This is a genomic window from Variovorax sp. RCC_210 (assembly GCF_041355175.1).
In the GTDB taxonomy this organism is placed as follows: Bacteria; Pseudomonadota; Gammaproteobacteria; order Burkholderiales; family Burkholderiaceae_C; genus Variovorax.
The window spans coordinates 65281-86962 of sequence record NZ_JBFUPJ010000008.1; the positions used below are offsets into that span (position 1 = coordinate 65281).

Consider the following 21682-nt stretch of genomic DNA (forward strand, 5'->3'; position numbering starts at 1 on the left):
ATGAGTCAAAGACATAAACTTCACCGATGCATGAACTGAAGTTATGGCTATGAACCTGCACCTGCTGCGCCTCTTCGTCGCCGTAGCGGAGTCGGGCAGCTTTTCTCGCGCGGCCGAGAGCCTGTGGATCAGCCAGCCCGCGGTGTCCAAGGGCATTCGGGAGCTGGAGCACCAGCTCGACCTGACGCTGATCGAACGCGGCACCGGCAAGGGCTTCAGGCTGAGCGAAGCGGGGGCCTCGCTGCTCACGCATGCGCGCGGCATCTTCGCGATGGAGCGCGCCGCGCTCGACGACGTGCGCGCCCGCGTGGGCGTGCAGCGCGGCAGCCTCACCATCGGCGCGAGCACCACGGTGGCGAGCTACTGGCTGCCGCCATACGTGGCCGCCTTCTGCGCCGCCTACCCGGCGGTGGTGCCGCGCGTGACGGTGGGCAACACGCAGTGGGTGTGCGAGCAGCTGCTCGAATGCCGCATCGACATGGCGCTGGTGGAAGGCCGCGTGGACGACGAGCGCATCGAGGTGAACGAATGGCAGGCCGACCCGCTCACGCTGGTGGTCGCGCCCGATTCAGCGCTGCCGCGGCGCACAGTGTCGGCCGAGCTGCTGGGCCGGCAGAACTGGATCCTGCGCGAGGCGGGCTCGGGCACGCGCCAGGCCACCGAGGCGCTGTGCGCGGCCCACGGCATCGCCGCCCTGCCCTGGATGGAAATGGCCAGCAACGAGGCCATCGCCCGCACCGTGGCCAGCGGCGTCGGCATCTCGATGCTGCCGCGCGTGGTGGTGGCCGACATGCTGGCGCTGGGCACGCTGCGCGAGCTGAAGCTGGCGGGTGACGCGAGGCTGTCCCGGCCGCTCTACCGGCTGGCGCTGAAGAGCCGGCCGCTGGCACCCGCGGCGCTGAAGATGGCCGAGTTGCTGGACGCGGCGAAGCCCGGGCCCAGGCCCGCCCCCGCCCCTGCCCCCGCGCCTGCCCCTCAACGCACCCGCGCGCGCGTGAGCAAATAGTTCTGGTGCATCACGTTGCCGGAGAAATACGGCGCGGCCATCGCGTCGAACTCGTCGCGCAGCGCGGCCAGCTTCTGCGGGTCGGCGGCCAGGCTTTCGACCAGCTTCTGCATCGGGCCGATCGAGCGCTCCATGAACATGCGGAAGTGGTCGATGCTCAGCGCCGGGTAGTGCATGGTGCCGCGCTCGAAGAAGGGCGCGCCGAAGTGCGGCGCCAGCCGCTCGGTGACGGTGGCCGGGTTGCCCCATTGCGGCGGCGGCGAGGCCCCGGCCGGCGGGGGCGGCGAATTGCGCCCGACAAAGGCGAACATGCGGCCCACGAAGTGCTCCGGCGGCCAGGTCGCGAAGGCCACGCGCCCGCCGGGCCTGAGCACGCGGCGCATCTCGGCAATGGCCACCTCGGCACGCGGCGCGAACATGTGGCCGAACTGGCTGAGCACGACGTCGAAGGAGGCATCGGGGTACGGCAGCTGCTCCGCGTCGCCCTCGGTCCACTCGATGTCCTCGTGGCGCGAGATGTGGGCGTTGTCGCGCGCCAGTGCCAGCAGCTCGGGCGTCAGGTCGAGCCCCGTCACCTTGGCGCCGCGGCGCGCGGCCGTGATGGCGACCACGCCGGTGCCCGTGCCCACGTCGAGCACCGCCTCGCCGGGCTCGACCTGCGCGAAGCGCACCAGGTGGCCGGCCACCGGCGGCGTGAACATGGCGGTGGGCGCGAAGGTCGACCACATCTGCCGCTGGCGCTGCTTGAACTCAGCGAATGGATCCTGGCTCATGTCGCCCTCCGTGCCGGCCGCGAGGCTGCGGACGTGGGCAAACTCTAGGCCCGGCGCCGGCGCGCGCATAGGCACGGCGCGAAAGAAGCGTAACGCGATGCCTGCGCGGCGGGTGCCATGGGCACCACCGGCACCGCGCTCAGCAGCAGCGGCCCTTGCCCGCGCCGTACCGCGCCTCGAGCCGCTCGCGGAAGAAGGCCTCGTAGCTCATCGGCGGCTGGTCGGGGTGGGTGGCCGCCATGTGCGTCAGGTACACGTCGTAGTCGGGCAACCCGACCATGAGCCGCAACGATTGCCTGAGCGTGCGCGCGATATAGCGGCCGACTTCGCGGCCAGCTTCCCGTCCGGTTTCGAGCCCGGCCTTCGGCAGTGCGAGCCCCATGGCCTCAGTGCGCCGCCGACGACACGGTACCCACCGGCTCGAACGGCGTCTCGTGCGTGGTCGGTCGGTTGGCGGCGCGGGCCGCCAGGCAGGCCTTGATGCTGTACACCAGCACGCTGAGCACCACGAACATGAAGAGCGCGCACAGCGCGGCGTCGAGCCGGTCGTTGAACACGATGCGCGACATGGCCTCGGGCGTCTTGGCCGGCGCCACCAGCACGCCGTTGGCAATGCCTTCGGTGTATTTGGCCGCATGCGACAGGAAGCCGATCTTCGGGTCGGCCGAGAAAATCTTCTGCCAGCCCGCGGTGAGCGTGCAGGCCAGCAGCCACGCCGCCGGCGCCGCGGCCACCCACGCGTAGCGCTCGCGCTTCATGCGGAACAGCACCACCACGCCCAGCAGCAGCGCCACCGCGGCCAGCATCTGGTTGGAGATGCCGAACAGCGGCCACAGCGTGTTGATGCCGCCCAGCGGATCGACCACGCCCTGGTACAGGAAGTAGCCCCACGCCGCCACGCACAGCGCCGTGGCCACGAGGTTGGCCGGCAGCGAGTCGGTGCGCTTCAGCGCGGGCACGAAGCTGCCGAGCAGGTCTTGCAGCATGAAGCGCCCGGCGCGGGTGCCGGCATCGACCGCCGTGAGAATGAAGAGCGCCTCGAACAGGATGGCGAAGTGGTACCAGAAGGCCATCATGGCCTGCCCGCCGATCACCTGGTGCAGGATGTGCGCCATGCCCACCGCCAGCGTGGGCGCGCCGCCCGCGCGGCCCAGGATGGTGGTCTCGCCCACGTCCTTGGCGGTCTGCAGCAGCATCTCGGGCGTGATGACGAAGCCCCAGCCCGACACCGTGGCCGCCACCTGCTGCGCGGTGGTGCCCACCAGCGCGCCCGGGCTGTTCATTGCGAAGTACACGCCCGGCTCGATGCACGACGCCGCCACCAGCGCCATCACCGCCACGAAAGACTCGGCCAGCATGCCGCCGTAGCCGATGAAGCGCGCGTGACGCTCGTTGTCGAGCATCTTGGGCGTGGTGCCCGAGGAAATGAGCGCATGAAAGCCCGACACCGCCCCGCACGCGATGGTGATGAACAGAAACGGGAACAGGCTGCCCGACCACACCGGCCCGTTGCCCTGCGCGAACTGCGTCACCGCAGGCATCTGCAGCGTGGGCATCACGAACACGATGCCGATGGCCAGCGCGATGATGGTGCCGATCTTCAGGAAGGTCGACAGGTAGTCGCGCGGCGCCAGCAGCAGCCACACCGGCAGGCTCGCGGCCACGAAGCCGTAGCCCACCAGCATCCAGGTGAGCGCCTTGCCGTCGAAGGTGAACAGCGGCGCCCACTCGGCGCTCTGGCTCACGGCCTGGCCGCCGAAGATGGCCAGCATCAACAGCACGAAGCCGATGAGCGACACCTCGCCGATGCGCCCCGGGCGAATGAAGCGCAGGTACACGCCCATGAACAGCGCCACCGGAATCGTCGCGGCCACCGTGAAGGTGCCCCACGGCGACTCGGCCAGCGCCTTGACCACGATGAGCGCCAGCACCGCCAGGATGATGATCATGATCATGAAGGTGCCGAACAGCGCGATCATGCCGGGCACCACGCCCATCTCCTGCTTCACCAGGTCGCCCAGCGAGCGGCCGTCGCGCCGCGTGGAAATGAACAGGATGATGAAGTCCTGCACCGCCCCCGCGAACACCACGCCCGCCAGCACCCACAGCAGGCCGGGCAGGTAGCCCATCTGCGCCGCCAGCACCGGGCCCACCAGCGGACCCGCGCCCGCAATGGCCGCGAAGTGGTGGCCGAACAGCACGTTCTTGTCGGTGGGCACGTAGTCCAGCCCGTCGTTGTGGCGGTGCGCCGGCGTCTTGCGGTTGCCGTCGAGCCCCAGCACCTTGTCGGCGATGAACAGGCTGTAGTAGCGGTAGGCGATGAGGTAGGTGCAGATCGCGGCGGCCACCACCCAGAGGGCGTTGACGCTTTCACCACGGGTCAGGGCCACGGTGCCCAGCGCAAACGCGCCGACCACGGCCACGACCAGCCACACCAGGTGGCGGCGGATGCTGTGCATGGGGATGTCTCCAGTATTGAACCCGCCGAGTCTTCCCGCGCGGGCGCCGCCGCGCATCCGTCGGACTGCGTGGGCGGGGTGCGTGGCTTTGCTTAATGGAAAACCCGGATAAGTAAAAACCCGAATACTTCGGACGCACGCCCGCTGTTCAATGCCTGCGGGCCTACACGCATGAAGCGCGCCAGGCGCCACCATATTTCCTTGGACCCAATTGGGTCCTTCAATCGGGTCCAAGGGAGCAAACCGAATCGACGCAATGGACAACCACCCCCGCTGCTGCATCGCGGGCGGCGGCCCGGCCGGCATGGTGCTGGGCCTGCTGCTTGCCCGTGCCGGTGTGAAGGTCGTGGTGCTGGAGAAGCACCTCGACTTTCTGCGCGACTTTCGCGGCGACACCGTGCACCCGTCCACGCTCGAGATCCTGCACGAGCTCGGCCTGCTCGATGCCTTCCTGCAGCGCCCGCACGACCGCGTAGACCAGCTGCGCGCCACCTTCGAGGGCCAGGGCTTCCCCGTGGCCGACTTCACCCACCTGCCCTCGCACAGCAAGTTCCTGGTGCTGATGCCGCAGTGGGAGTTTCTGGACTTCATGTGCGAGGAAGCGCGGCGCTACCCCGGCTTCGAGCTGTGGACCGACGCTGAAGCCATCGGCCTGCTGCAGGACAACGGGCGCGTGAACGGCGTGAAGGTCCGGCGTGGCGCGCGCGGCCCTGGCAGCCCTGGCAACCCCGCCGGCGGCAAGCCGCAGGAAGTCGAGCTGCACGCCTCGCTCGTGGTCGCGGCCGACGGCCGGCATTCGACCCTGCGCGATGCCGCGGCGCTGCCGCACATCAGCTACGGCGCGCCCATCGACGTGCTGTGGATGCGCATTCCCAAGCAGCCCGGCGACCCCGACGCCACCGCGGGCCACATTGCCGGCGGCCACTTCCTGGTGACGCTGAACCGCGGCGACTACTGGCAGTGCGCCTTCGTCATTCCCAAGGGCGGGCACGACGCGCTGCAGCAGCGCGGCATCGGCGCCTTCCACGCCGAGATCGCCAAGGTCGCGCCCTTCATGCAGGACCGGCTGCCGCAGGCCCTGCCCGACTGGAACGCGGTGAAGCTGCTCGAAGTGACGGTCGACCGGCTGGAGTCGTGGGCCTGCAAGGGCATGCTGTGCATCGGAGATGCGGCGCATGCCATGTCGCCGGTGGGCGGCGTGGGAATCAACCTGGCCGTGCAGGACGCCGTGGCCGCCGCCAACCTGCTGGCCGCGTCGCTCGCGGGCACCGCCACCGACAAGCAGATCGACACCCTGCTGCCGCAGTTGCAGCGCCGCCGCGAATGGCCCGTGCGCGTGACGCAGGCCGCGCAGCGCATGGTGCAAGACCGCGTGCTGATGCCGGTGCTCGGCGGCAAGGTCAACACCAAGGTGGGCCATGTGCCGTGGCCCTTGCGCCTGCTGTCTCGCTGGCCCATGTTGCGCCGGCTGCCGGCGCGCGCGGTGGGCCTCGGGGTGCGGCCGGAGCACGTGAAGTCCCCCCGCGCCTGAGCGCCTTTTATGTTTTGTTTACGCGCGCGCGTGAACATTCGATGCCGTTTTTATGCGGGCCTGCAGACACTCGATGCATTGCATTTGCATGGGTGAGCAATGGACATCGTTTGGTTGGCCGCCATGGCGGCCGCGTGGGTGATTTCGGCAGAGGCGTTGGTGCGCGTGCTCAAGCTCGACAGGCCGGGCAAGCGCGCCACCCAGGCCTGAGGTGGCCTGACATGGCCTTGAACGCAACGCTCTGGTACCGCGCCGCGGCCTGGGCGCGTCAGGCGCGGGCGCGGCCCGACATGACGCTGCTCTGGTCGTGCTGCGGCACGCCCGCGCTGGGCGCGCAGACCCTGCTCGGACGCCACGGCGGGCGCGACGTGCTGGTGGCTTCGTGCAGCCATTGCGGCGCGGAGTGGCTGAGCATGTCGCAAGCGGAACAGCCGGGCGATTGGCAGCCCTTGCAACGCAGTAAGGCGATCACCGCAAGACCGGCATGCAAACCGGCGCGCGCCACCGACGAGCGCATCGCATGGCGGCGAAGAAAGCAGCGCGACCTCGAAGACTGACGACGAGGCCGGCAGCCTCACAGCCTCAGCGTTCGCCGAATGCCCAGCGCGCGGGCGATGCCAGCGGCGCCCATTGCTCGTGTCCCGTGAACGCGAGGCGCGTGTGCGACCCATCGTCGCCGCGCCCATAGCCGTGCAGCACGAGATGGGGAAAGTCGAGCGACACCGTGGTCGCGTTTTTCGCGACCTTCAACCACGCGAGATCGGCCACGCGCACGATGCGCAGCACGCTGCCTTCGTCGGCGTAGCTCTCCAGCGTGAAGTAGCCCGAGTCCGGCGACCACGCGTGGCCGCGGCCCCAGTAGCGGCCCGGAATCACGACGCCGTCGAGCATCACGCTGTTCAGGCTGTCGCTGCGCGGCATCTCGGTTTCGTAGGTCCACACGGTGCGGTGCGCACCGTTGGGCGACACCACGGTTTCGCCTGCGTAGCCGATGTAGACGGGGCTGCCGTCGGGCCGCGCCACGGTCATGCGCCGGGTCGCCGTGCCTGCTGCGGTTGGCGCGACCAGTACACGCCGTCGAGCCTGTCCAGCCGCACCTCGCCGCCGGTCGAAGGCGCGTGCACGAAGCGCCCGCCGCCCACGTAGATGCCTGCATGCGATGGCGTGGACGAACCGAAGAGCACCAGGTCGCCGGTGCGCAGCTCCGACATCGCCACCGGGTGGCCGAAGCCCGACATGCGCGCCACCGTGCGCGGCGGCGACTGGCCCACGCTGTTGAGGTACACGTAGCCGATGAGCCCGCTGCAGTCGAAGCCGCCGTCGGGCGTGTTGCCGCCATAGCGGTACGGCGTGCCGACGAGGCCGAGCGCGTGGATGGCGATGCTGTTCGATTGCTCGTCGGTCAGCGGCACGCCGGTGACGACGGGAGCCTGGCCCTGCCCTTGCCGCGGCTTGACGCCGGAGGGGCCCGCGCAGCCGACGATCAGGACGCAGGCCGCGAGCGGCAGCAGCCTGGCGAGCCATTGCCGCGGCCACGGCTGCGGCATGCGCGACGAAGACGAAAACGACAACCGGGGCGGGAGTGCGTCGTGCGTGACGTGCAGTTCATGCATCGGGATGACGGGTCTGGTGGGTGTGCGCAGACTCTATCGCGGAACGCGCCATCTCTCTGAAGAGGAACCTGAAAGCGAAACGCCCTTCGCGGCCGATGCGTTCGCACCGGGGCCGCCAAAGGGCGTCATGCACGGGGGAGCGTGCGATCAGGCGGCGGGAGCAGCGTTGACCGCGTCCTTCAGCGCCTTGCCGGCGGTGAACTTGGGTGCCTTGCTGGCCTTGATGGTCATCGGCTCGCCGGTCGACGGGTTGCGGCCCGTGCGCTCGGGGCGTGCGGCCACCGAGAAGGCGCCGAAGCCGATGAGTTGCACCGTGTCGCCGCCGGCCAGGGCGCGCGAGAGGTTGTCGAGAGCGGAGTCCAATGCGCGAGCGGCATCGACCTTGCTGAGGTTGGTGTCGTTGGCGATGGCGGCGATGAGTTCGGTCTTGTTCAAAACGGGTGGTTCCTTTTTTATGAAACGGTTGGGGAAAAATCCATAGCGCGAAAGCGCTACCGGGGGACGAACTTTAAACGCCCCGCCGGGGGGATCGAGAAGCGCGGGGGTTTCAAAATTGAAACATCGTGATCGATGCCCGGCGCGGGGCTGCGGATGCATTCGGCAAGGCCGGAGAAATCTGTGTGTCAAGAAGTCAACCGCGCGCTACCGGGAGGCAGTTCTTGTTGCATGAGAGCGCATCAAGAATGAAATGGTTCGAACTTCTTCGAAACTGGCATGACAGCAAGCGCTCACGACGCGATGCATGCGAGCGCGCACTGACTGAATTCGGACGCACGCACGATGCAGCGCCGATGGGTCCGCATGTGCTGCGCATCGACGCGCACGAAGCCGTGGTGCGCGTGATGTTCATGGCGGGGCGCATTCCGGCGGAGCGCTGCTGGTACGTGGTGCCGCGCGATGGCGGTGCGGTGCGTGAGTTGGTCTTTGACGATGTAAAGGGGTTGGAGTCGCCTTGGCGGTGATTGCGCAGTTCGTGAAGCCCGTCTTGCAAGGCCCGTCCTTTTAAAAGGCATGTCTTGTAAGCTCCCGCGAACACGCCTGGAGGCGGAGGAGACACACATATGGTTCGCCTACTCGTGCTGGCGCTCCTGGCGTTCGGCGCCTGGAAAAGCTACGAGCACTACCAGACAAGAAAGTTGTCCGCGGGACAGAGCGCGAGGCCGGGGCAAAGCGAGCGGCTGCCGGCACTCGACTTCTCCAGCAAGCCGAGCCAGGCCGCTGCGAACTTCGCATGCGACGGTCGCAAGTACTGCTCGCAGATGACCTCGTGCGCAGAAGCCACCTACTTCCTGCGGAACTGCCCCGGCGTGAAGATGGATGGCAACAACGACGGGGTGCCTTGCGAGCAGCAGTGGTGCCGTTGAACCGAGGCAGCCGTAGGGCTGACCAAGCCCCACGGCCCCAGCGAAATCGCCGCAACGGTTCAAGGGCGTTGGTCGTTCGGCATCGCCTGGAACAGCCCCACCGCCTCACGCGCCAGGTCGGACGCGATCCACAGCAGGTTGTCCCGGTGCTGCTCGCCTACTTCCTCGAACCATCCGTCGCCGGTGCCGTGGCAGCACCACAGCTGGGAGTTCAGTTTTTCGAGGGTGTTCTCCAGCCGGTCCGCCGCCGTGGGGGTGTCGGGGAAGCGGGGGTCGACCGGCTCCGGTTGCGCCGCGCCGGGGCGGGCGGGGTCTGGGGAAGCGCCGGGGTGTTCGACCCGGCCATAGTTCGCTTAGCCACTTGGTGTGCTCCTTTGTCAAAGTTTTGTGCACGTCAAGTGGTCAGACGGCCTTGGTGTTTCAGCACCTCGGTCGTCGCCTCTTCTCTTTTTTTGGCCTCGCATTCGCCACCGTTGCCCCACTTGCATGTGCGGCAACTGCAGCCCGCCGCGAGGCGAAGCGGCTTGCTCGTTCAGGTTTCGTGTTTGTTGTCTTTTGCGCAAATTGCGCGCTCGGCACGCACGTCAACAGCGAGATGCCCGTCAGCGATGCCGGTCAGCCGTGCCCGAATTCCCGCGCGTGCTCCACCGCGTACTTGATGAGCTCGGCCTGCCCCTCGATGCCCAGCCGCCGCTTGATGCTCTGGCGGTGCGCCTCCACCGTGCGCACGCTCAGGCCCAGGTCGCGCGCAATCTGCTTGCTCGACTCGCCCCGGCCCAGCGCGGAAAGAATCTCGCTCTCGCGCGGGGTGAGCAGCGGCCGCGGCGCCTGCGTGCGAAACAGCTTCTTCGACACCGCCGGGCTCAGGAAGGTGCCGCCCGCGGACACGGCCTCGATGGCCGCGACGATCTCCGCGGCCGGCGCGTCTTTCAGCACATAGCCGCGCGCGCCCGCCTGCAGGGCCTTCTGCACGTACTCGGGGTTGTCGTACATGCTGAGCATCACGATGTGCGTGCCCGGCTGGCGCTGCAGCAGCAACGCCGCCAGCTCGATGCCGTTCATGTCCTTCATGCCGACGTCCATCAGCATCAGGTCGGGCCGCAGGCTGTCGATCTGCGCCAGCGCCTCGGTGGCGTGGCCGGCCTCGCCGACGATCTCCAGGTTGGGCATGGAGCCCAGCCGCGCGCGCAGGCCGTCGCGCACCAGCGGGTGGTCGTCGACCAGGAAGAGGCGGATGGTCCTAGTAATCGTCATGGTCGTGGTGGTGTCGTGGTCATCCCATCGCACCGACGTAAGCCGCACGCGCCGCGCCTGCTGAATCCGCCCGCGCGTTGCGCACCGGCACCTCGGCCTCGATGGACGTGCGTCCGTCGTTGGAACACATCACCAGCTTGCCGCCGATGGCCTCCATGCGCTCGCGCATGTTGCGCAGGCCGATGCCGCGGCGCGCGTCGAGCTGCACCGCCTCGATGTCGAAGCCCGTGCCGTCGTCGCTCACCTCCAGGCGCACGCCCGCTTCTTCGTCGAAGTTCAGCTCGATGCTCACGCGCTGCGCCTGCGCGTGCTTGCGCACGTTGGTGAGCGCCTCTTGCGTGAGGCGGAACAGCGCGGTCTTCACCTCGGGCTGCAGCTCGAAGGCCTCGCCGCCGATCATCATCGAGGCATCGACGCTGCCCTCTTCGCGGAACTCGTCGACCAGCCGTTCGAGCGCGGCGGGCAGGCCCAGCGTGTCGAGCAAGGCCGGTCGCAGCCGGTGCGAGATGCGGCGCACCTCCACCAGCGAATCGTTCAGCCGCTGCAGCGCCTTGCCCAGCGCGGGCGGCGGGCTGTGGTTCTGGCGGTCGAGCTGCTCCACGGCCGACTCGATCAGCAGCTTGGCCGACACCAGCGTCTGGCTGGTGCCGTCGTGCAGCTCGCGCGCGAGGTGGCCGCGCTCTTCTTCCTGCGACTGCACCACGCGGCGCGCCAGCAGCCGCAGCTTGGCCTCGGCGGTGCGGTGCTCGCTGAGGTTCAGCAGCAGCCCCGCGGCGCTGACCGTGCCCAGGCACAGCGCGGCGATGCCGGCGATCCACAGCAGCGTGGCGGTCACGTTGGCGTTCATCTGCCGGTCCAGCGTGTCCATGGTCGACTGGATGTCGTCCAGGTACAGGCCGGTGCCCACCATCCAGTTCCAGCGCGGCATGGCCGTGACGTAGCCCAGCTTGGGCGCCATCTGCGCGCTGGAGGGCTTGCGCCACTCGTACTCCACGTAGCCGCCGCCGTTGTCCTTCGCCCCTTTGATCAGCTCCTGGATGGTGAAGCGGCCGTGCGAGTCGCGCATGTCCCACAGGTTCTTACCCACCAGCTCGGGCTGGCGCGAATGCATGAGCGAGTTGCCGTCCAGGTCGTACACGAAGAAGTAGCCGTCGTCGCCGTAGTTCAGCGCCGCCAGGCGGCGCAGCGCCTCGGCGCGCGTGGCCTCGTCGTCCTGCCCCGATTCATACAGCGGCAGCAGGTTGCTCACGGCCAGGTCGACGTAGCTGCGCAGCTCGCTGCGGCGCTGCGCCATGTAGCTGCGCTCGATGAGGGCCCGCTCGCGCTGCGCGAGGTCGTGCTCCTGGTGGCGCACCGCAAGCGCCACCAGCACCAACGCGACGAGCAGCGGTGCCACGGCGAGCGCAACGATCTTGGTGCGGAGATTCATGGGGCGGCAAGACTACCACCAGGGCCGTGAGGCCACTACAGCGGTAGCAACGCTGCGAACGGGGCGTTCAGCGTTCCGGGTTCGCCGACGAAAGCAGCACGTTCCGCTCCCTCAACGCGTCCAAGAGCGCTTCCTGGTCCGCGTTCCCCTCAAGAAGCAAGTCCAACCGCTTGCCCGCCTTCAGCCGCACGGCAAGCAGAAAGAACGCGTAGCCCACCCCGCTGACCTGCCGATAGCTCACGCGGGCCTGCATCAGGTCCGCATGCCATTGGCCATCGGTGCTGCGCAACTGCGTGCCGTCGAGTTCGAAGGCGCGCACCCGCGAGGCCGCGAAGGTGCTGACCTGCGCGAACGGAATCGCCCAGACCAGCCACGCGGTCAACGGCAGCAGCACGCACAGGGCCACCATGGTCTTCAGGAACCCGGCGTCCGATGCATTGGAGAAAACGGCGATGCCCGCGGCGCCCGCCAGCACATAGCCGGCCCAGATCCACGCCAGGAAGCACCGCCAGCAGACCACCATCGCGCGGCTCTGCAAGGTGCCCGCGCGGGTCGGCGCGGCGTTGCTTTTCAGCTCGAGGTAGTGGTTGATGACCGGCGCCAGCTCGTCGACGGGCGCCGCCAGCATCAGCTTCCTGAAGGGGCGTGTGTGAACGATCAGGTAGCTGTCGCTGTCGGGAATGCCCTCGATGGTCAGCACGTCGATCCAGTCGACGCGGCCCAGCCCCTCGACCGAGAAACCGTCTTCGCCGATGTCGACCTGCGCGGTCGCGTCGAACGGCTTGGGCCGGGCCTTGCCCGCGCGCAGCCAGCGCGTTTCGACCCAGATCCATGCGCGCACCACGATCACCAGGCCCACCAGCCACAGGGCGAACAGGATGAGCCACACCACCATGCCGAGCGCGATGTACCAGCCCGTCGCCTCCATGTCGATGATCCAGACGGTCGCAGCCATGATCAGCGCGGTGTACAGCGCGCAGACCAGCAGCGTGGGCCAGACGAGGGCGCCGTCGAACTGGGTGACGTGGACGCGTCGCGAAAAAACCGGGGAACCCATCGAACGCCGCGGCTAGCGGCCCACGGCCAGGGCTCCAGCCCGCGCGCGGAACTCGGTGCCGTAGTACAGCAGCGCCAGCGCCACGTAGGCGCCGCCCAGCAGGCACACGCCGCTCCAGCCATGAAAGGCATACACCGCCGCGGCAATGCCCGAGGCCACTGCCGCACAGATGAAGATGAAGGTCATGAACAGGCCGTTGAGCCGCCCGCGCAGTTCGGGCGCCAGCATGAACAGGCTGCGAAAGTTCAGCACCTGGCACAGCTGCACGGCGCCGTCGAGCAGGATGCCCGCGGCCACCAGCCCGGCCAGCGAATGGAAGTGCATCGACACCGCGCCCAGCACGAACGACAGCAGCGCCACGGCAATGGCCCAGCCTGTGGCGGGCCGCGTGAGCCCGCGGTCGGCCAGCCGGCCCGCCACGGGCGCGAGCAAGGCGCCCGCCGCGCCGGCCAGCGCAAACAGCGCAATGCCGCGCTGGCCCATGCCGAACTCGTGCACCAGCGCCAGCGGCACGGCCGTCCAGAACACCTGGAAGGCCGAGAACATCATTCCCTGGTAGAAGCCGCGGCGGCGAAGCAGCGGCGTGTTCCACACGATGCCGGGCAGCGAGGCCATGGTGCGCGCATAGCCCACCGAGGCATGCGGGCGGCGCTCGGGCAGCGCGCGCCACAGCACGGCGATGAGCACGGCCATCAGCACGGCCGACACCCAGAACACGGCGCGCCAGCCCAGCGCCGAGGCCACGATGCTGGCAAAGGGCCGCGCCAGCATGATGCCGCCCAGCAGGCCGGCCATGATGTTGCCCACCACCTTGCCGCGCGACGACTCGGGCGCCAGGTGCGAGGCGAAAGGCAGCAGCACCTGCGCCGCCACCGCGCAGGTGCCCACCACGAAAGAGGCCGCCAGGAAGGTGACGGCCGAGTTCGACAGCGCGATGCCCACCAGCCCGACGACCGCGCCGAACAACGCGCCGACGATGAGCCGGCGGTTTTCCACCACGTCGGCCAGCGGCACCAGCAGCAGCAGGCCGGCGCCGTAGCCGAGCTGCGTCAGCGTCATGATGAGCCCGGCCAGGCCGGCGTGCAGCTGCAGCGTCTCGGAGATGGGGCCGATGAGCGGCTGGGCGTAGTAGATGTTGGCCACGCACAGGCCGCAGGCGACGGCGAAGACCAGCGTGAGCGCGGGGCTGAGGCCGGGGGCGTGGTCGGCGCGTGCGTCGGCCTGGGCATTGGCATTGGCCTGGGCGTTCGCCCGGTCGGACGCGTCGGCGCGGGCGCTCTGCGCGGCGGTGGGAAGGGGGGCGTCGGGAAGTGGCACGAAGGGCCTCGGTGGCTGTCGGGTGTCGGGAGATCCCGGTGGATCAGGAAATGAAAGAGGGGTGGCCCAGGGTTAACCCGGGCCGGGGCACCTTAGCACGCGCTCCCGGTTCCTGCATGCCAGGGGAATGTCAGTCGACGCTGGTGGGCCGGCCCGAGGCCACCCACGCATCGAGCCCGCCCGTGAGCGGCAGCGCCCGCTTGGCGCCCCGCGCCAGCAGCACCCGCGCGGCCTGCGCGGCCGAGACCTCGTTGGGGCAGTTGCAGTACAGCACCACGTCGCGCCCCGCCGCATGCGACAGGTCGAGCCCGCGCTGCTGCAGCGCCTTGAGCGTGTACGACTGCGCCCCCGGAATGCGCCGCGGGTCGACCTGCACGCCGGCCTTGCCCCGCACGTCGATGACCAGCGGCGGCTCCTCGCCTTCGAGCAGCGCGTGCAGCTCTTCCACCGAGATGCGCGGCATGCCCGTGAGCCGCATGAAGGCGCGGCGCCGCCAGTAGCGCACCGCCAGAATGACCACCAGCAGCACCGCCAGCGCGATGGTGGCGATGCCGCCGGCCTGCGCCATGACGGCCAGCACCTCCTGGATCTGGTTGCGAAACACCCAGCCCAGCCCGAGGAACAACCCCGTCCAGACCAGCGCGGCGCCAATGTCGAACCCGATGAAGCGCCGCACCGACATGCCCAGCGCCCCGGCCATGGGCGGGGCCACCACCGACACGCCCGGCACGAACTTGGCGGCCACCAGCGAGAGCCCACCCCAGTCGGTGATGAGCGATTCACCGCGCCGCACGCAGGTGTCGGGCGACAGCGAGATGCGGCACAGCAGGCGCATGAAGCGGTAGCCGAAGCGCCGCCCCGCGTAGAACCAGGCACCGTCGCCCAGCAGGTTGGCCACCACCGCCGCCAGCACCACGCCGGGCACCGACACATCGCCCGCGGCCAGCAGCGCCCCGGTGAGCACCAGCACCGCGGCCGCCGGCACGGGCAGGCCCAGGCGCGCGGCGAAGCTGGCGGCGAACACCACCAGGATCGCGTTCTGCACGAGCATCGACATCAGCTGTGCCATGCCGGGTGCCCTTGTGCTGCGGTCGGTGGTGCGAAAAATCGCTGGGTGGGTGGGGGGTTCATGCCAGGCGGGATTGTCCTGCATGGCCCAAGAACGTACCGGCGGCAGGCCATTGAAAAACCGCGGGAGGCCGTCGTTTTTTCAGGTGCCGCGCGACACGCTGAAGCCGAAGGTGTTCACCCCGCCTTCGCTCGACGCGGCCACCTGCCCGCCGTGCATGCGCGCCACCGCCTTCACGATGGCCAGCCCCAGGCCGTGGCCGTGGTGCTCCCCGCCGCCGTCGTTGCGCGCGGCGTCCACGCGGTAGAAGCGGTCGAACAGGTGCTGCAGGTGCTGGGCGTCGATGGGCTCGCCGGGGTTCGACACGCTGATCCACGTGGCGCCCGGCGCTTCGCGCAGCGTGACGGCAATCTGCGCACCCGGCTTCGAATGCTCGATGGCGTTCTGCAGCAGGTTGGACATGGCGCGGCGGAACAGCGCGCTTTCCAGTCGGGCCTCTGCCAGCACGTCGCCTTCGATGGCGACCTGCGCGCGGGTTTCGTCGAGCACGAACTCGAAGAACTCGATGGTCTTGCGCACCTCTTGCGCCACCGGCGTGAGCACCAGCCCGGTGGCCACCTCGCCGCGGTCGGCGCGCGCCAGGAACAGCATGTCGTTGACGATGGAGCGCACCCGCTCCAGGTCTTCCAGGTTGGCCTGCAGCACCTCTTCGAACTCCTCGGCGCTGCGCTGGCGCGACAACGCCACCTGCGTGCTGCCGATGAGGTTGGCCAGCGGCGTGCGCAGCTCGTGCGCCACGTCGGCGTTGAAAGACTCGAGCTGGCCGTAGGCTTCTTCGAGCCGCGCCAGCGCGCCGTTGAAGGCCTCGGCCAGCGCCGACAGCTCCACCGGCAGCGGCTGCGCGCGCAGGCGCTGCGACAGGGTCTTGGGCCGCAGCGCCTGCGCCTCGGCCGACAGCCGCTCCAGCGGGCGCAGCCCCACGCGGGCGATCCAGTAGCCCATGAAGGCCACCGCCAGCATGGCGCCCAGCCCGAGCGCGACCAGCGCCGTCAGAAAGGTATGGCGCGTGCGCGCGTAAGGCTCGGTGTTGCGCCCGACGATGAGCCGCACCGCCGGGCGCTGCTCGAAGGCGCCGATGTGCGCGGACAGCGTGCGAAACGGCTTTTCTTCGCCCGGCAGCACGATGGCGCTGGTGTGGCCGTTGGCCTCGCGCGTGAGGCCGTCTATTTCCGCCAGGCCCTTGCCGTACTGGAAGCGCGGGTCGTCGCTGAGCACCCAGAAGCGCACGCTGCCGTCTTCGGGCGTCAGGGTGTCCATGCGCGCCTGCACGCGCGACCAGCGGTCGGGCGAGCCGATGGCGCCGATCCAGAACTGCAGGCTCTTCAGCGTGGTGTCCAGCTCTTCGTACTGGTGGCGCTCCAGCTCGCGCGCCAGCACGTTGTGCAGCGCGAAGCCCGCGAGCGTGAAGGTGGCCAGCGCCGCGGCGGCGAACATGAGCACCAGCCGCGCGGTGATGGAGCGCTTCACGGCGCGGCGCCCTCCCCGTGCCGGCCCTGCTCGCCGGGGGCTCCGTCGGGCGTGTTCGGCGTGTTCGGCGTGTTCGGCACACTCGGCGCGTCGCGCACCTCCATCACGTAGCCCATGCCGCGGATGGTGTGCAGCAGCTTGGTGCCGAAGGGCACGTCGATCTTGTCGCGCAGCCGCTTGATGGCCACCTCGACCACGTTGGTGTTGCTGTCGAAGTTCATGTCCCACACCAGCTCGGCAATGGCCGTCTTCGACAGGATCTCGCCCTGGCGGCGCGCCAGCACGGCGAGCAAGGCGAACTCCTTGGCCGTGAGGTCGATGCGCGTGCTGGTGCCACCGCTGCTGCTCGCCCGGAAGGCCTTGCGCGCCAGCAGGTCGATCTGCAGGTCCGCGATCCGCAGCTGCATCGGCTCCTGCTTGCGCCCGCGCCGGTTCAGCGCCTGCAGCCGCGCGAGCAGCTCCAGGAACGAGAAGGGCTTGATGAGGTAGTCGTCCGCGCCCTCGTGCAGGCCCTTGATGCGGTCTTCCACGCGGTCGCGCGCGGTGAGCATGATGACCGGCGTCTGCTTCACGGCGCGCAGCTCGCGCAGCACCGAGAAGCCGTCCTGCCCCGGCAGCATCACGTCGAGCACGATCACGTCGTAGTCGTGGGTGAGCGCCAGGTGCTGGCCGTCGATGCCGTTGTGCGCCATGTCGACCGTGCAGCCCTGCTCGGTCAACCCCTTGGAGAGGTAGTCGGCGGTTCTCAGTTCGTCTTCGACAATCAGGATCTTCATGGCAATGCGATGTCTCTTGTCGCTGTCGTGGTTCAACTGGCGCCGTGCACCTCGGCGGCAGGAGGCGCCTCGCCGGCGCGGGCGGCCTTGCGGGCCTTTCGCGCCTCCTTGCGGCTCAGGTACCAGTAGTGCGCGCGGTCGAGGTACAGGTACACCACCGGGGTCGTGAACAGGGTGAGTGCCTGCGAGAGTATCAGCCCGCCGACCATCGCGTAGCCCAGCGGGCGGCGCAGCTCGGAGCCCGAGCCATGGCCCAGCATCAGCGGCAGGCCCGAGAGCAGCGCGCACATGGTGGTCATCATGATCGGGCGAAAACGCAGCAGGCAGGCCTGGTAGATGGCGTCGTGCGGCGACATGCCCTGCTCGCGCTCGGCCTTGAGCGCGAAGTCGATCATCATGATCCCGTTCTTCTTCACGATGCCGATCAGCAGGATGATGCCGATCAGCGCGATCACGCTCAGGTCGTAGCCCCCCGCCATCAAGATCAGCAGGGCGCCCACGCCGGCCGAGGGCAGCGTCGACAGGATGGTCAGCGGGTGGATGTAGCTCTCGTACAGCAGCCCCAGCACGATGTACACCGCCACCAGCGCCGCGGCAATCAGGTAGGGCTGCGAAGACAGCGAGTCCTGGAAGGCCTGGGCCGTTCCCTGGAACGCACCGGTGAGCGACTGCGGCAGCCCCATGTCGGCCTGCGCCTTGTTGATGGCGTCCACCGCCTCGCCCAGCGCATGGCCCGGCGCCAGGTTGAACGAGATGGTCACGGCCGGGAACTGGCCCTGGTGGCTGATCGACAGGTAGGCGGTCTTGCTGGTGTCCACCTTCACGAAGGTCGACAGCGGCACCTGCTGCCCGGTGATGGGCGAGTTGAGGTACAGCTTGCTGAAAAGCGCCGGGTCCTGCTGCAGCGCGGGCGTTACCTCGAGCACCACGTGGTAGCTGTTGAGCTGCGTGAAGTACTGCGCCACCTGGCGCTGGCCGATGGCGTCGTACAGCGTGGCGTCGATGGTGGCCGGCGTGATGCCGAAGCTCGACGCCCGGTCGCGGTCGATGGTGAGCACCGCCGACGCGGCGGCGTTCTGCTGGTCGGAGGCCAGGTCGGTGATTTCAGGCAGCTGCCTGAAGCGCGCCAGCAGCTGCGGCGCCCAGGTGTTGAGCTCGTCGAGGTTGGCGTCGGTCACCGTGTACTGGTACTGCGTGCGCGACGAGCGCCCGCCCACGCGAATGTCCTGCCCCGCCTGCAGGAACAGGTTCACGCCCTGCACCTTGGCCAGCTGCGGGCGCAGCCGCGTGATGATCTCGTCGGCCGTGGCCGTGCGGCCCTCGTCCTTCGGCTTCAGGCTGATGAAGAAGTTGCCCGTGTTGTAGGTCGACGAGCTGCCGTTCATGCCGAAGCCGGTCACGTCGGGGTCCTTGCGCACCACGTCGGCCAGCGCCAGCATGCGGGCGTTCATCGAAGCGAAGGAGGCGTCCTGCGCCGACTCGGCAAAGCCCGAGATGAAGCCGGTGTCCTGCTGCGGAAAGAAGCCCTTGGGAATCACCATGAACAAGAAGCCCGTGGCCGCCACCGTGGCGATGAACACCATCAGCGTGATGAACTGGTGGTCGAGCACCACGTGCAGCCCGCGCTTGTAGCCGTTGAGCATGGCGTCGAAGCCGCGCTCGAACAGCTGGTAGAGCCACCCATGCTGCCTGCCGTGCTCGTTCTTCAGGAAGCGCGAGCACAGCATGGGCGTGAGCGTGAGCGAGATCACCACGCTCACCACGATGGTCAGCGTGACCGTGACCGCGAACTCGCGAAACAGCCGCCCCACGATGCCGCCCATGAGCAGCAGCGGAATGAACACCGCGATGAGCGACACCGAGATCGAGATGATGGTGAAGCCGATTTCGCCCGCGCCCTTGTACGCGGCCTCCATGGCCGACATGCCCTCTTCCACGTAGCGGTAGATGTTCTCCAGCATGACGATGGCGTCGTCCACCACGAAGCCCACCGCGATGGTCAGCGCCATGAGCGAGAGGTTGTCCAGGCTGTAGCCCAGCAGGTACATGACGGCCACCGTGCCCAGCAGCGCGAGCGGCACCGTCACGCTGGGAATGAGCGTGGCCGGCACGTTGCGCAGGAACACGAAGATCACCGCCACCACCAGCGCGATGGTCAGCAGCAGCGTGAACTCCACGTCCTTCACCGAGGCGCGAATGGTCTGCGTGCGGTCGATGATGGCGTTGACCTCCACCGTCGGCGGAATCGATGCCTTCAGCCGCGGCAGCGCCGCGTTGATGCGGTCGACCGTCTCGATCACGTTGGCGCCCGGCTGCTTGGTGATGGCCAGCACGATGGAGCGGCCGTTCTGCACGGTGCTGCCTTCGGGAGCGGCGGCGCCTGCATAGGCCCAGCCGGCGATCTTCGCGTTCTCGGGGCCGTCGACCGCCACGCCCAGGTCGCGCACGCGAATGGGCGCGCCGTTGCGGTAGGCCAGCACCACGTCGTTCCAGGGCTGGGCCTTCAGCAGCTGGTCGTTGGTGTAGACGGTGAAGCTCTGGTTGGGCCCGTCGATGGTGCCCTTGGGCGCGTTGACGGTGGCCGATGCCAGCACAGTGCGCACGTCTTCCAGGCCCAGGCCCAATGCCGCGAGCTTGGCCGGGTCGACCTGGATGCGCACCGCCGGCTTCTGCACGCCGCCGATGTTCACCAGCCCCACGCCCGAGATCTGCGAGATCTGCTGCGCCAGGATGTTGTCGGCGTAGTCGTTCACCTCGGTGAGCGGCAGCGTCTTCGACTGCACCGACAGGATGAGGATGGGCGAGTCGGCCGGGTTCACCTTGCGAAAGGTCGGCGGGCTCGGCAGGTTGGCCGGTAGCTGGCCGGTGGAGGCGTTGATGGCGGCCTGCACGTCGAGCGCGGCGGCGTCGATGCTGCGGTCCAGGTCGAACTGCAGCGTGATCTGCGTGGAGCCCAGGCCGCTGGTCGAGGTCATCTGCGACAGGCCGGCAATGAGCGAGAACTGCCGCTCCAGCGGCTGCGCCACGTTCGAGGCCATGGTCTCGGGGCTGGCGCCCGGCAGGTTGGCCGACACCTGGATGGTCGGAAAGTCGACCTGCGGCAGCGGCGCCACCGGCAGCAGCGGGAACACCGCCGCACCCACCAGCAGGATGGCCAGCGCCAGCAGCGTGGTGCCGATGGGGCGCTTGATGAAGGCGGCGGAAATGCTCAATTGCTGCTCCCGCTGGAGGGCCTGGCGCCCGCGGCCGGGGTCGAGCTTTCGGCCTTGCCGGCCTTTTCACCCTTCTGCGTGGGCGGCGGCTCCACGGTGGCAGCGCCGGGCTTGAGCTTGTACTGCCCGTCGGTCACCACGCGCTGGCCGGCGCTCACACCCTTGTCGATCACGGCCGTGCCGTCGGCGATCTGCACCACGTGCACGGGCACGTTCTCGGCCTTGTTCTCGGCATCGATCACCCAGACGTAGGTGTTGTCCTGGCCGCGCTGGATGGCGGCGGCGGGCACGGTGAGCGAGTCGGCCCGGCGGTCGAGCTGCAGCCGCACGTTCACGTACTGGCCGGGCCACAGCGTGTGCTGCGGGTTGGCGAAGCTGCCCTTGAGCTGCACGGTGCCGCTGGTGGTGTCGATCTGGTTGTTCAGCAATATCAGCTTGCCGGTGCCCAGCAGCTGCGCGCCGCTGCGGTCGTAGGCCACCACGGCCAGCGGCTGGCTGCTTTGCTGCTGCACGCGGTTGATGTCCTGCACCGCGTCTTCGGGCAGCGTGAACTGCACGGCGATGGGGTCGATCTGGTTGATGACCACCAGCCCGTTGGCGTCGCTCGCGTGCACGATGTTGCCGGGGTCGACCAGCCGCGCGCCCACGCGGCCGTTCATGGGCGAGGCGATGCGCGTGAAGCTCAGCTGCACCTCGGCGTACTGCACCTGCGCGGCGTCGTTCTGCACCGCGGCTTCCAGCTGGTTGACCAGCGCCTTCTGCGTGTCGACCTGCTGCTGCGTGGCGGCGTCCTGCCCCAGCAGCGTGGTGTAGCGCTTGAGGTCGGCACGCGCGTTGGCGAGCGTGGCCGCGTCTTTCGCCTTGGTGGCCTGGGCCTGCGCGAGCTGCGCCTGCAGCGTGCGCGGGTCGAGCTGCGCGAGCAGCTGGCCGGCCTTGACGTCCTGCCCCTCGACGAAGCCGACCTTGTCGAGCTGGCCGTCGATGCGCGCCTTGACCGTCACCGTGGCCATCGAGGCGACGGTGCCGATGCCCGAGCGGTAGACCTGCACGTTCTGCGGCGTGACGCGCGCGGTGGTCACCTGCACCGGCGGCGTCTTGGGCGCATCGGGCTTGGCGGCGTTGGCGGCCTGGTGCGTGAGCGCCCAGGCCCCGCCGCCCAGCAGCACCACGAGCGTGGCGGCGGCGAGCCAGGTGGCGCGGCGCCGATGCGGTTCCTGTGGATGCTGCGAGGGTGAGTGCGGGTGCGCGTGTGAGGGATGCGGGTTCGCGGCGGTGGTGTCTGCGGAGGTCGTCAT

At 68.9% G+C, this 21682-nt stretch carries 20 protein-coding genes; 5 read left to right on the forward strand and 15 right to left on the reverse strand.

Going from position 1 to position 21682, the window contains the following annotated elements; translation table 11 throughout:
• Positions 1–49: 49 nt before the first annotated feature.
• Positions 50–1006, forward strand: coding sequence for a LysR substrate-binding domain-containing protein (locus tag AB6807_RS21825; RefSeq protein WP_371086219.1), 957 nt, complete (start codon positions 50–52; stop codon positions 1004–1006).
• On the opposite strand, the gene AB6807_RS21830 is transcribed toward AB6807_RS21825, so the two are convergent.
• The 3 genes from AB6807_RS21830 to AB6807_RS21840 form a co-directional block, all read right to left on the reverse strand.
• Complete coding sequence (locus tag AB6807_RS21830; RefSeq protein WP_116911133.1) at positions 976–1779, reverse strand: class I SAM-dependent methyltransferase; 804 nt, start codon at positions 1777–1779, stop codon at positions 976–978. The genes AB6807_RS21825 and AB6807_RS21830 overlap by 31 nt on opposite strands.
• 139 nt (positions 1780–1918) lie before the next feature.
• Positions 1919–2161, reverse strand: coding sequence for a YbdD/YjiX family protein (locus AB6807_RS21835; RefSeq protein WP_371086220.1), 243 nt, complete (start codon positions 2159–2161; stop codon positions 1919–1921).
• 4 nt (positions 2162–2165) lie between these two features.
• Positions 2166–4238 (reverse strand): carbon starvation CstA family protein, encoded by a 2073-nt coding sequence (locus tag AB6807_RS21840; protein WP_371086221.1) that lies wholly within the window; start codon positions 4236–4238, stop codon positions 2166–2168.
• 256 nt (positions 4239–4494) lie between these two features.
• Here AB6807_RS21840 and AB6807_RS21845 point away from each other — a divergent pair, with 256 nt between their 5' ends.
• Positions 4495–5769 carry an FAD-dependent oxidoreductase gene (locus AB6807_RS21845; RefSeq protein WP_371086222.1) on the forward strand — a complete coding sequence of 425 codons (1275 nt, stop codon included), beginning with the start codon at positions 4495–4497 and terminating at the stop codon, positions 5767–5769.
• 221 nt (positions 5770–5990) lie between these two features.
• The gene (locus AB6807_RS21850; protein ID WP_371086223.1) at positions 5991–6326 is read left to right on the forward strand and encodes a hypothetical protein; all 336 of its coding nucleotides are present in this window, start codon (positions 5991–5993) and stop codon (positions 6324–6326) included.
• Between the two features lie 25 nt (positions 6327–6351).
• Here AB6807_RS21850 and AB6807_RS21855 read toward each other — a convergent pair whose 3' ends face one another.
• The 3 genes from AB6807_RS21855 to AB6807_RS21865 all read right to left on the reverse strand — a co-directional run bounded on the left by AB6807_RS21855 (position 6352) and on the right by AB6807_RS21865 (position 7817).
• A complete protein-coding gene (locus tag AB6807_RS21855; protein WP_371086224.1) occupies positions 6352–6798 on the reverse strand; it encodes a hypothetical protein in 447 nt (148 codons plus the stop codon).
• Positions 6795–7316, reverse strand: coding sequence for a C40 family peptidase (locus AB6807_RS21860; RefSeq protein WP_371086379.1), 522 nt, complete (start codon positions 7314–7316; stop codon positions 6795–6797). The genes AB6807_RS21855 and AB6807_RS21860 overlap by 4 nt, the downstream gene beginning before the upstream one ends.
• Positions 7317–7529: 213 nt before the next feature.
• Positions 7530–7817: an HU family DNA-binding protein gene (locus AB6807_RS21865; protein ID WP_116911041.1), complete on the reverse strand. Its 288-nt coding sequence runs from the start codon at positions 7815–7817 to the stop codon at positions 7530–7532.
• A gap of 248 nt (positions 7818–8065) precedes the next feature.
• Here AB6807_RS21865 and AB6807_RS21870 point away from each other — a divergent pair, with 248 nt between their 5' ends.
• Positions 8066–8344 (forward strand): hypothetical protein, encoded by a 279-nt coding sequence (locus AB6807_RS21870; protein WP_371086225.1) that lies wholly within the window; start codon positions 8066–8068, stop codon positions 8342–8344.
• Positions 8345–8443: 99 nt separating this feature from the next.
• Positions 8444–8746, forward strand: a complete 303-nt coding sequence (locus AB6807_RS21875) for an excalibur calcium-binding domain-containing protein (RefSeq protein WP_371086226.1) — start codon at positions 8444–8446, stop codon at positions 8744–8746.
• A gap of 615 nt (positions 8747–9361) precedes the next feature.
• Here the strand turns inward: AB6807_RS21875 and AB6807_RS21880 are convergent.
• The 9 genes from AB6807_RS21880 to AB6807_RS21920 all read right to left on the reverse strand — a co-directional run bounded on the left by AB6807_RS21880 (position 9362) and on the right by AB6807_RS21920 (position 21682).
• On the reverse strand, positions 9362–10000 hold the full coding sequence (locus tag AB6807_RS21880) for a response regulator (protein WP_371086227.1): 639 nt from the start codon (positions 9998–10000) through the stop codon (positions 9362–9364).
• 19 nt (positions 10001–10019) lie between these two features.
• On the reverse strand, positions 10020–11429 hold the full coding sequence (locus AB6807_RS21885; protein WP_371086228.1) for a cache domain-containing protein: 1410 nt from the start codon (positions 11427–11429) through the stop codon (positions 10020–10022).
• A 67-nt stretch (positions 11430–11496) separates the two neighbouring features.
• On the reverse strand, positions 11497–12486 hold the full coding sequence (locus AB6807_RS21890; RefSeq protein ID WP_371086229.1) for a hypothetical protein: 990 nt from the start codon (positions 12484–12486) through the stop codon (positions 11497–11499).
• Between the two features lie 12 nt (positions 12487–12498).
• Positions 12499–13803, reverse strand: a complete 1305-nt coding sequence (locus tag AB6807_RS21895) for an MFS transporter (protein WP_371086230.1) — start codon at positions 13801–13803, stop codon at positions 12499–12501.
• A 130-nt stretch (positions 13804–13933) separates the two neighbouring features.
• Positions 13934–14872, reverse strand: a complete 939-nt coding sequence (locus AB6807_RS21900; RefSeq protein ID WP_116911036.1) for a DedA family protein/thiosulfate sulfurtransferase GlpE — start codon at positions 14870–14872, stop codon at positions 13934–13936.
• Between the two features lie 141 nt (positions 14873–15013).
• On the reverse strand, positions 15014–16399 hold the full coding sequence (locus AB6807_RS21905) for a heavy metal sensor histidine kinase (RefSeq protein WP_116911035.1): 1386 nt from the start codon (positions 16397–16399) through the stop codon (positions 15014–15016).
• Positions 16396–17175, reverse strand: a complete 780-nt coding sequence (locus AB6807_RS21910; RefSeq protein ID WP_371086231.1) for a heavy metal response regulator transcription factor — start codon at positions 17173–17175, stop codon at positions 16396–16398. Before AB6807_RS21910 ends, AB6807_RS21905 begins: the two co-directional genes overlap by 4 nt.
• A 32-nt stretch (positions 17176–17207) precedes the next feature.
• The gene (locus tag AB6807_RS21915) at positions 17208–20387 is read right to left on the reverse strand and encodes an efflux RND transporter permease subunit (RefSeq protein WP_371086232.1); all 3180 of its coding nucleotides are present in this window, start codon (positions 20385–20387) and stop codon (positions 17208–17210) included.
• On the reverse strand, positions 20384–21682 hold the full coding sequence (locus AB6807_RS21920; protein ID WP_371086233.1) for an efflux RND transporter periplasmic adaptor subunit: 1299 nt from the start codon (positions 21680–21682) through the stop codon (positions 20384–20386). The genes AB6807_RS21915 and AB6807_RS21920 overlap by 4 nt, the downstream gene beginning before the upstream one ends.

Coding starts and splice junctions, on each gene's coding strand:
- AB6807_RS21825 (WP_371086219.1), top strand. CDS start 50: ATGAACCTGCACCTGCTGCGCCTCTTCGTCGCCGTAGCGGAGTCGGGC.
- AB6807_RS21830 (WP_116911133.1), bottom strand. CDS start 1,779: ATGAGCCAGGATCCATTCGCTGAGTTCAAGCAGCGCCAGCGGCAGATG.
- AB6807_RS21835 (WP_371086220.1), bottom strand. CDS start 2,161: ATGGGGCTCGCACTGCCGAAGGCCGGGCTCGAAACCGGACGGGAAGCT.
- AB6807_RS21840 (WP_371086221.1), bottom strand. CDS start 4,238: ATGCACAGCATCCGCCGCCACCTGGTGTGGCTGGTCGTGGCCGTGGTC.
- AB6807_RS21845 (WP_371086222.1), top strand. CDS start 4,495: ATGGACAACCACCCCCGCTGCTGCATCGCGGGCGGCGGCCCGGCCGGC.
- AB6807_RS21850 (WP_371086223.1), top strand. CDS start 5,991: ATGGCCTTGAACGCAACGCTCTGGTACCGCGCCGCGGCCTGGGCGCGT.
- AB6807_RS21855 (WP_371086224.1), bottom strand. CDS start 6,798: ATGACCGTGGCGCGGCCCGACGGCAGCCCCGTCTACATCGGCTACGCA.
- AB6807_RS21860 (WP_371086379.1), bottom strand. CDS start 7,316: ATGCCGCAGCCGTGGCCGCGGCAATGGCTCGCCAGGCTGCTGCCGCTC.
- AB6807_RS21870 (WP_371086225.1), top strand. CDS start 8,066: ATGAAATGGTTCGAACTTCTTCGAAACTGGCATGACAGCAAGCGCTCA.
- AB6807_RS21875 (WP_371086226.1), top strand. CDS start 8,444: ATGGTTCGCCTACTCGTGCTGGCGCTCCTGGCGTTCGGCGCCTGGAAA.
- AB6807_RS21880 (WP_371086227.1), bottom strand. CDS start 10,000: ATGACGATTACTAGGACCATCCGCCTCTTCCTGGTCGACGACCACCCG.
- AB6807_RS21885 (WP_371086228.1), bottom strand. CDS start 11,429: ATGAATCTCCGCACCAAGATCGTTGCGCTCGCCGTGGCACCGCTGCTC.
- AB6807_RS21890 (WP_371086229.1), bottom strand. CDS start 12,486: ATGGGTTCCCCGGTTTTTTCGCGACGCGTCCACGTCACCCAGTTCGAC.
- AB6807_RS21900 (WP_116911036.1), bottom strand. CDS start 14,872: ATGGCACAGCTGATGTCGATGCTCGTGCAGAACGCGATCCTGGTGGTG.
- AB6807_RS21910 (WP_371086231.1), bottom strand. CDS start 17,175: ATGAAGATCCTGATTGTCGAAGACGAACTGAGAACCGCCGACTACCTC.
- AB6807_RS21920 (WP_371086233.1), bottom strand. CDS start 21,682: ATGACGACCTCCGCAGACACCACCGCCGCGAACCCGCATCCCTCACAC.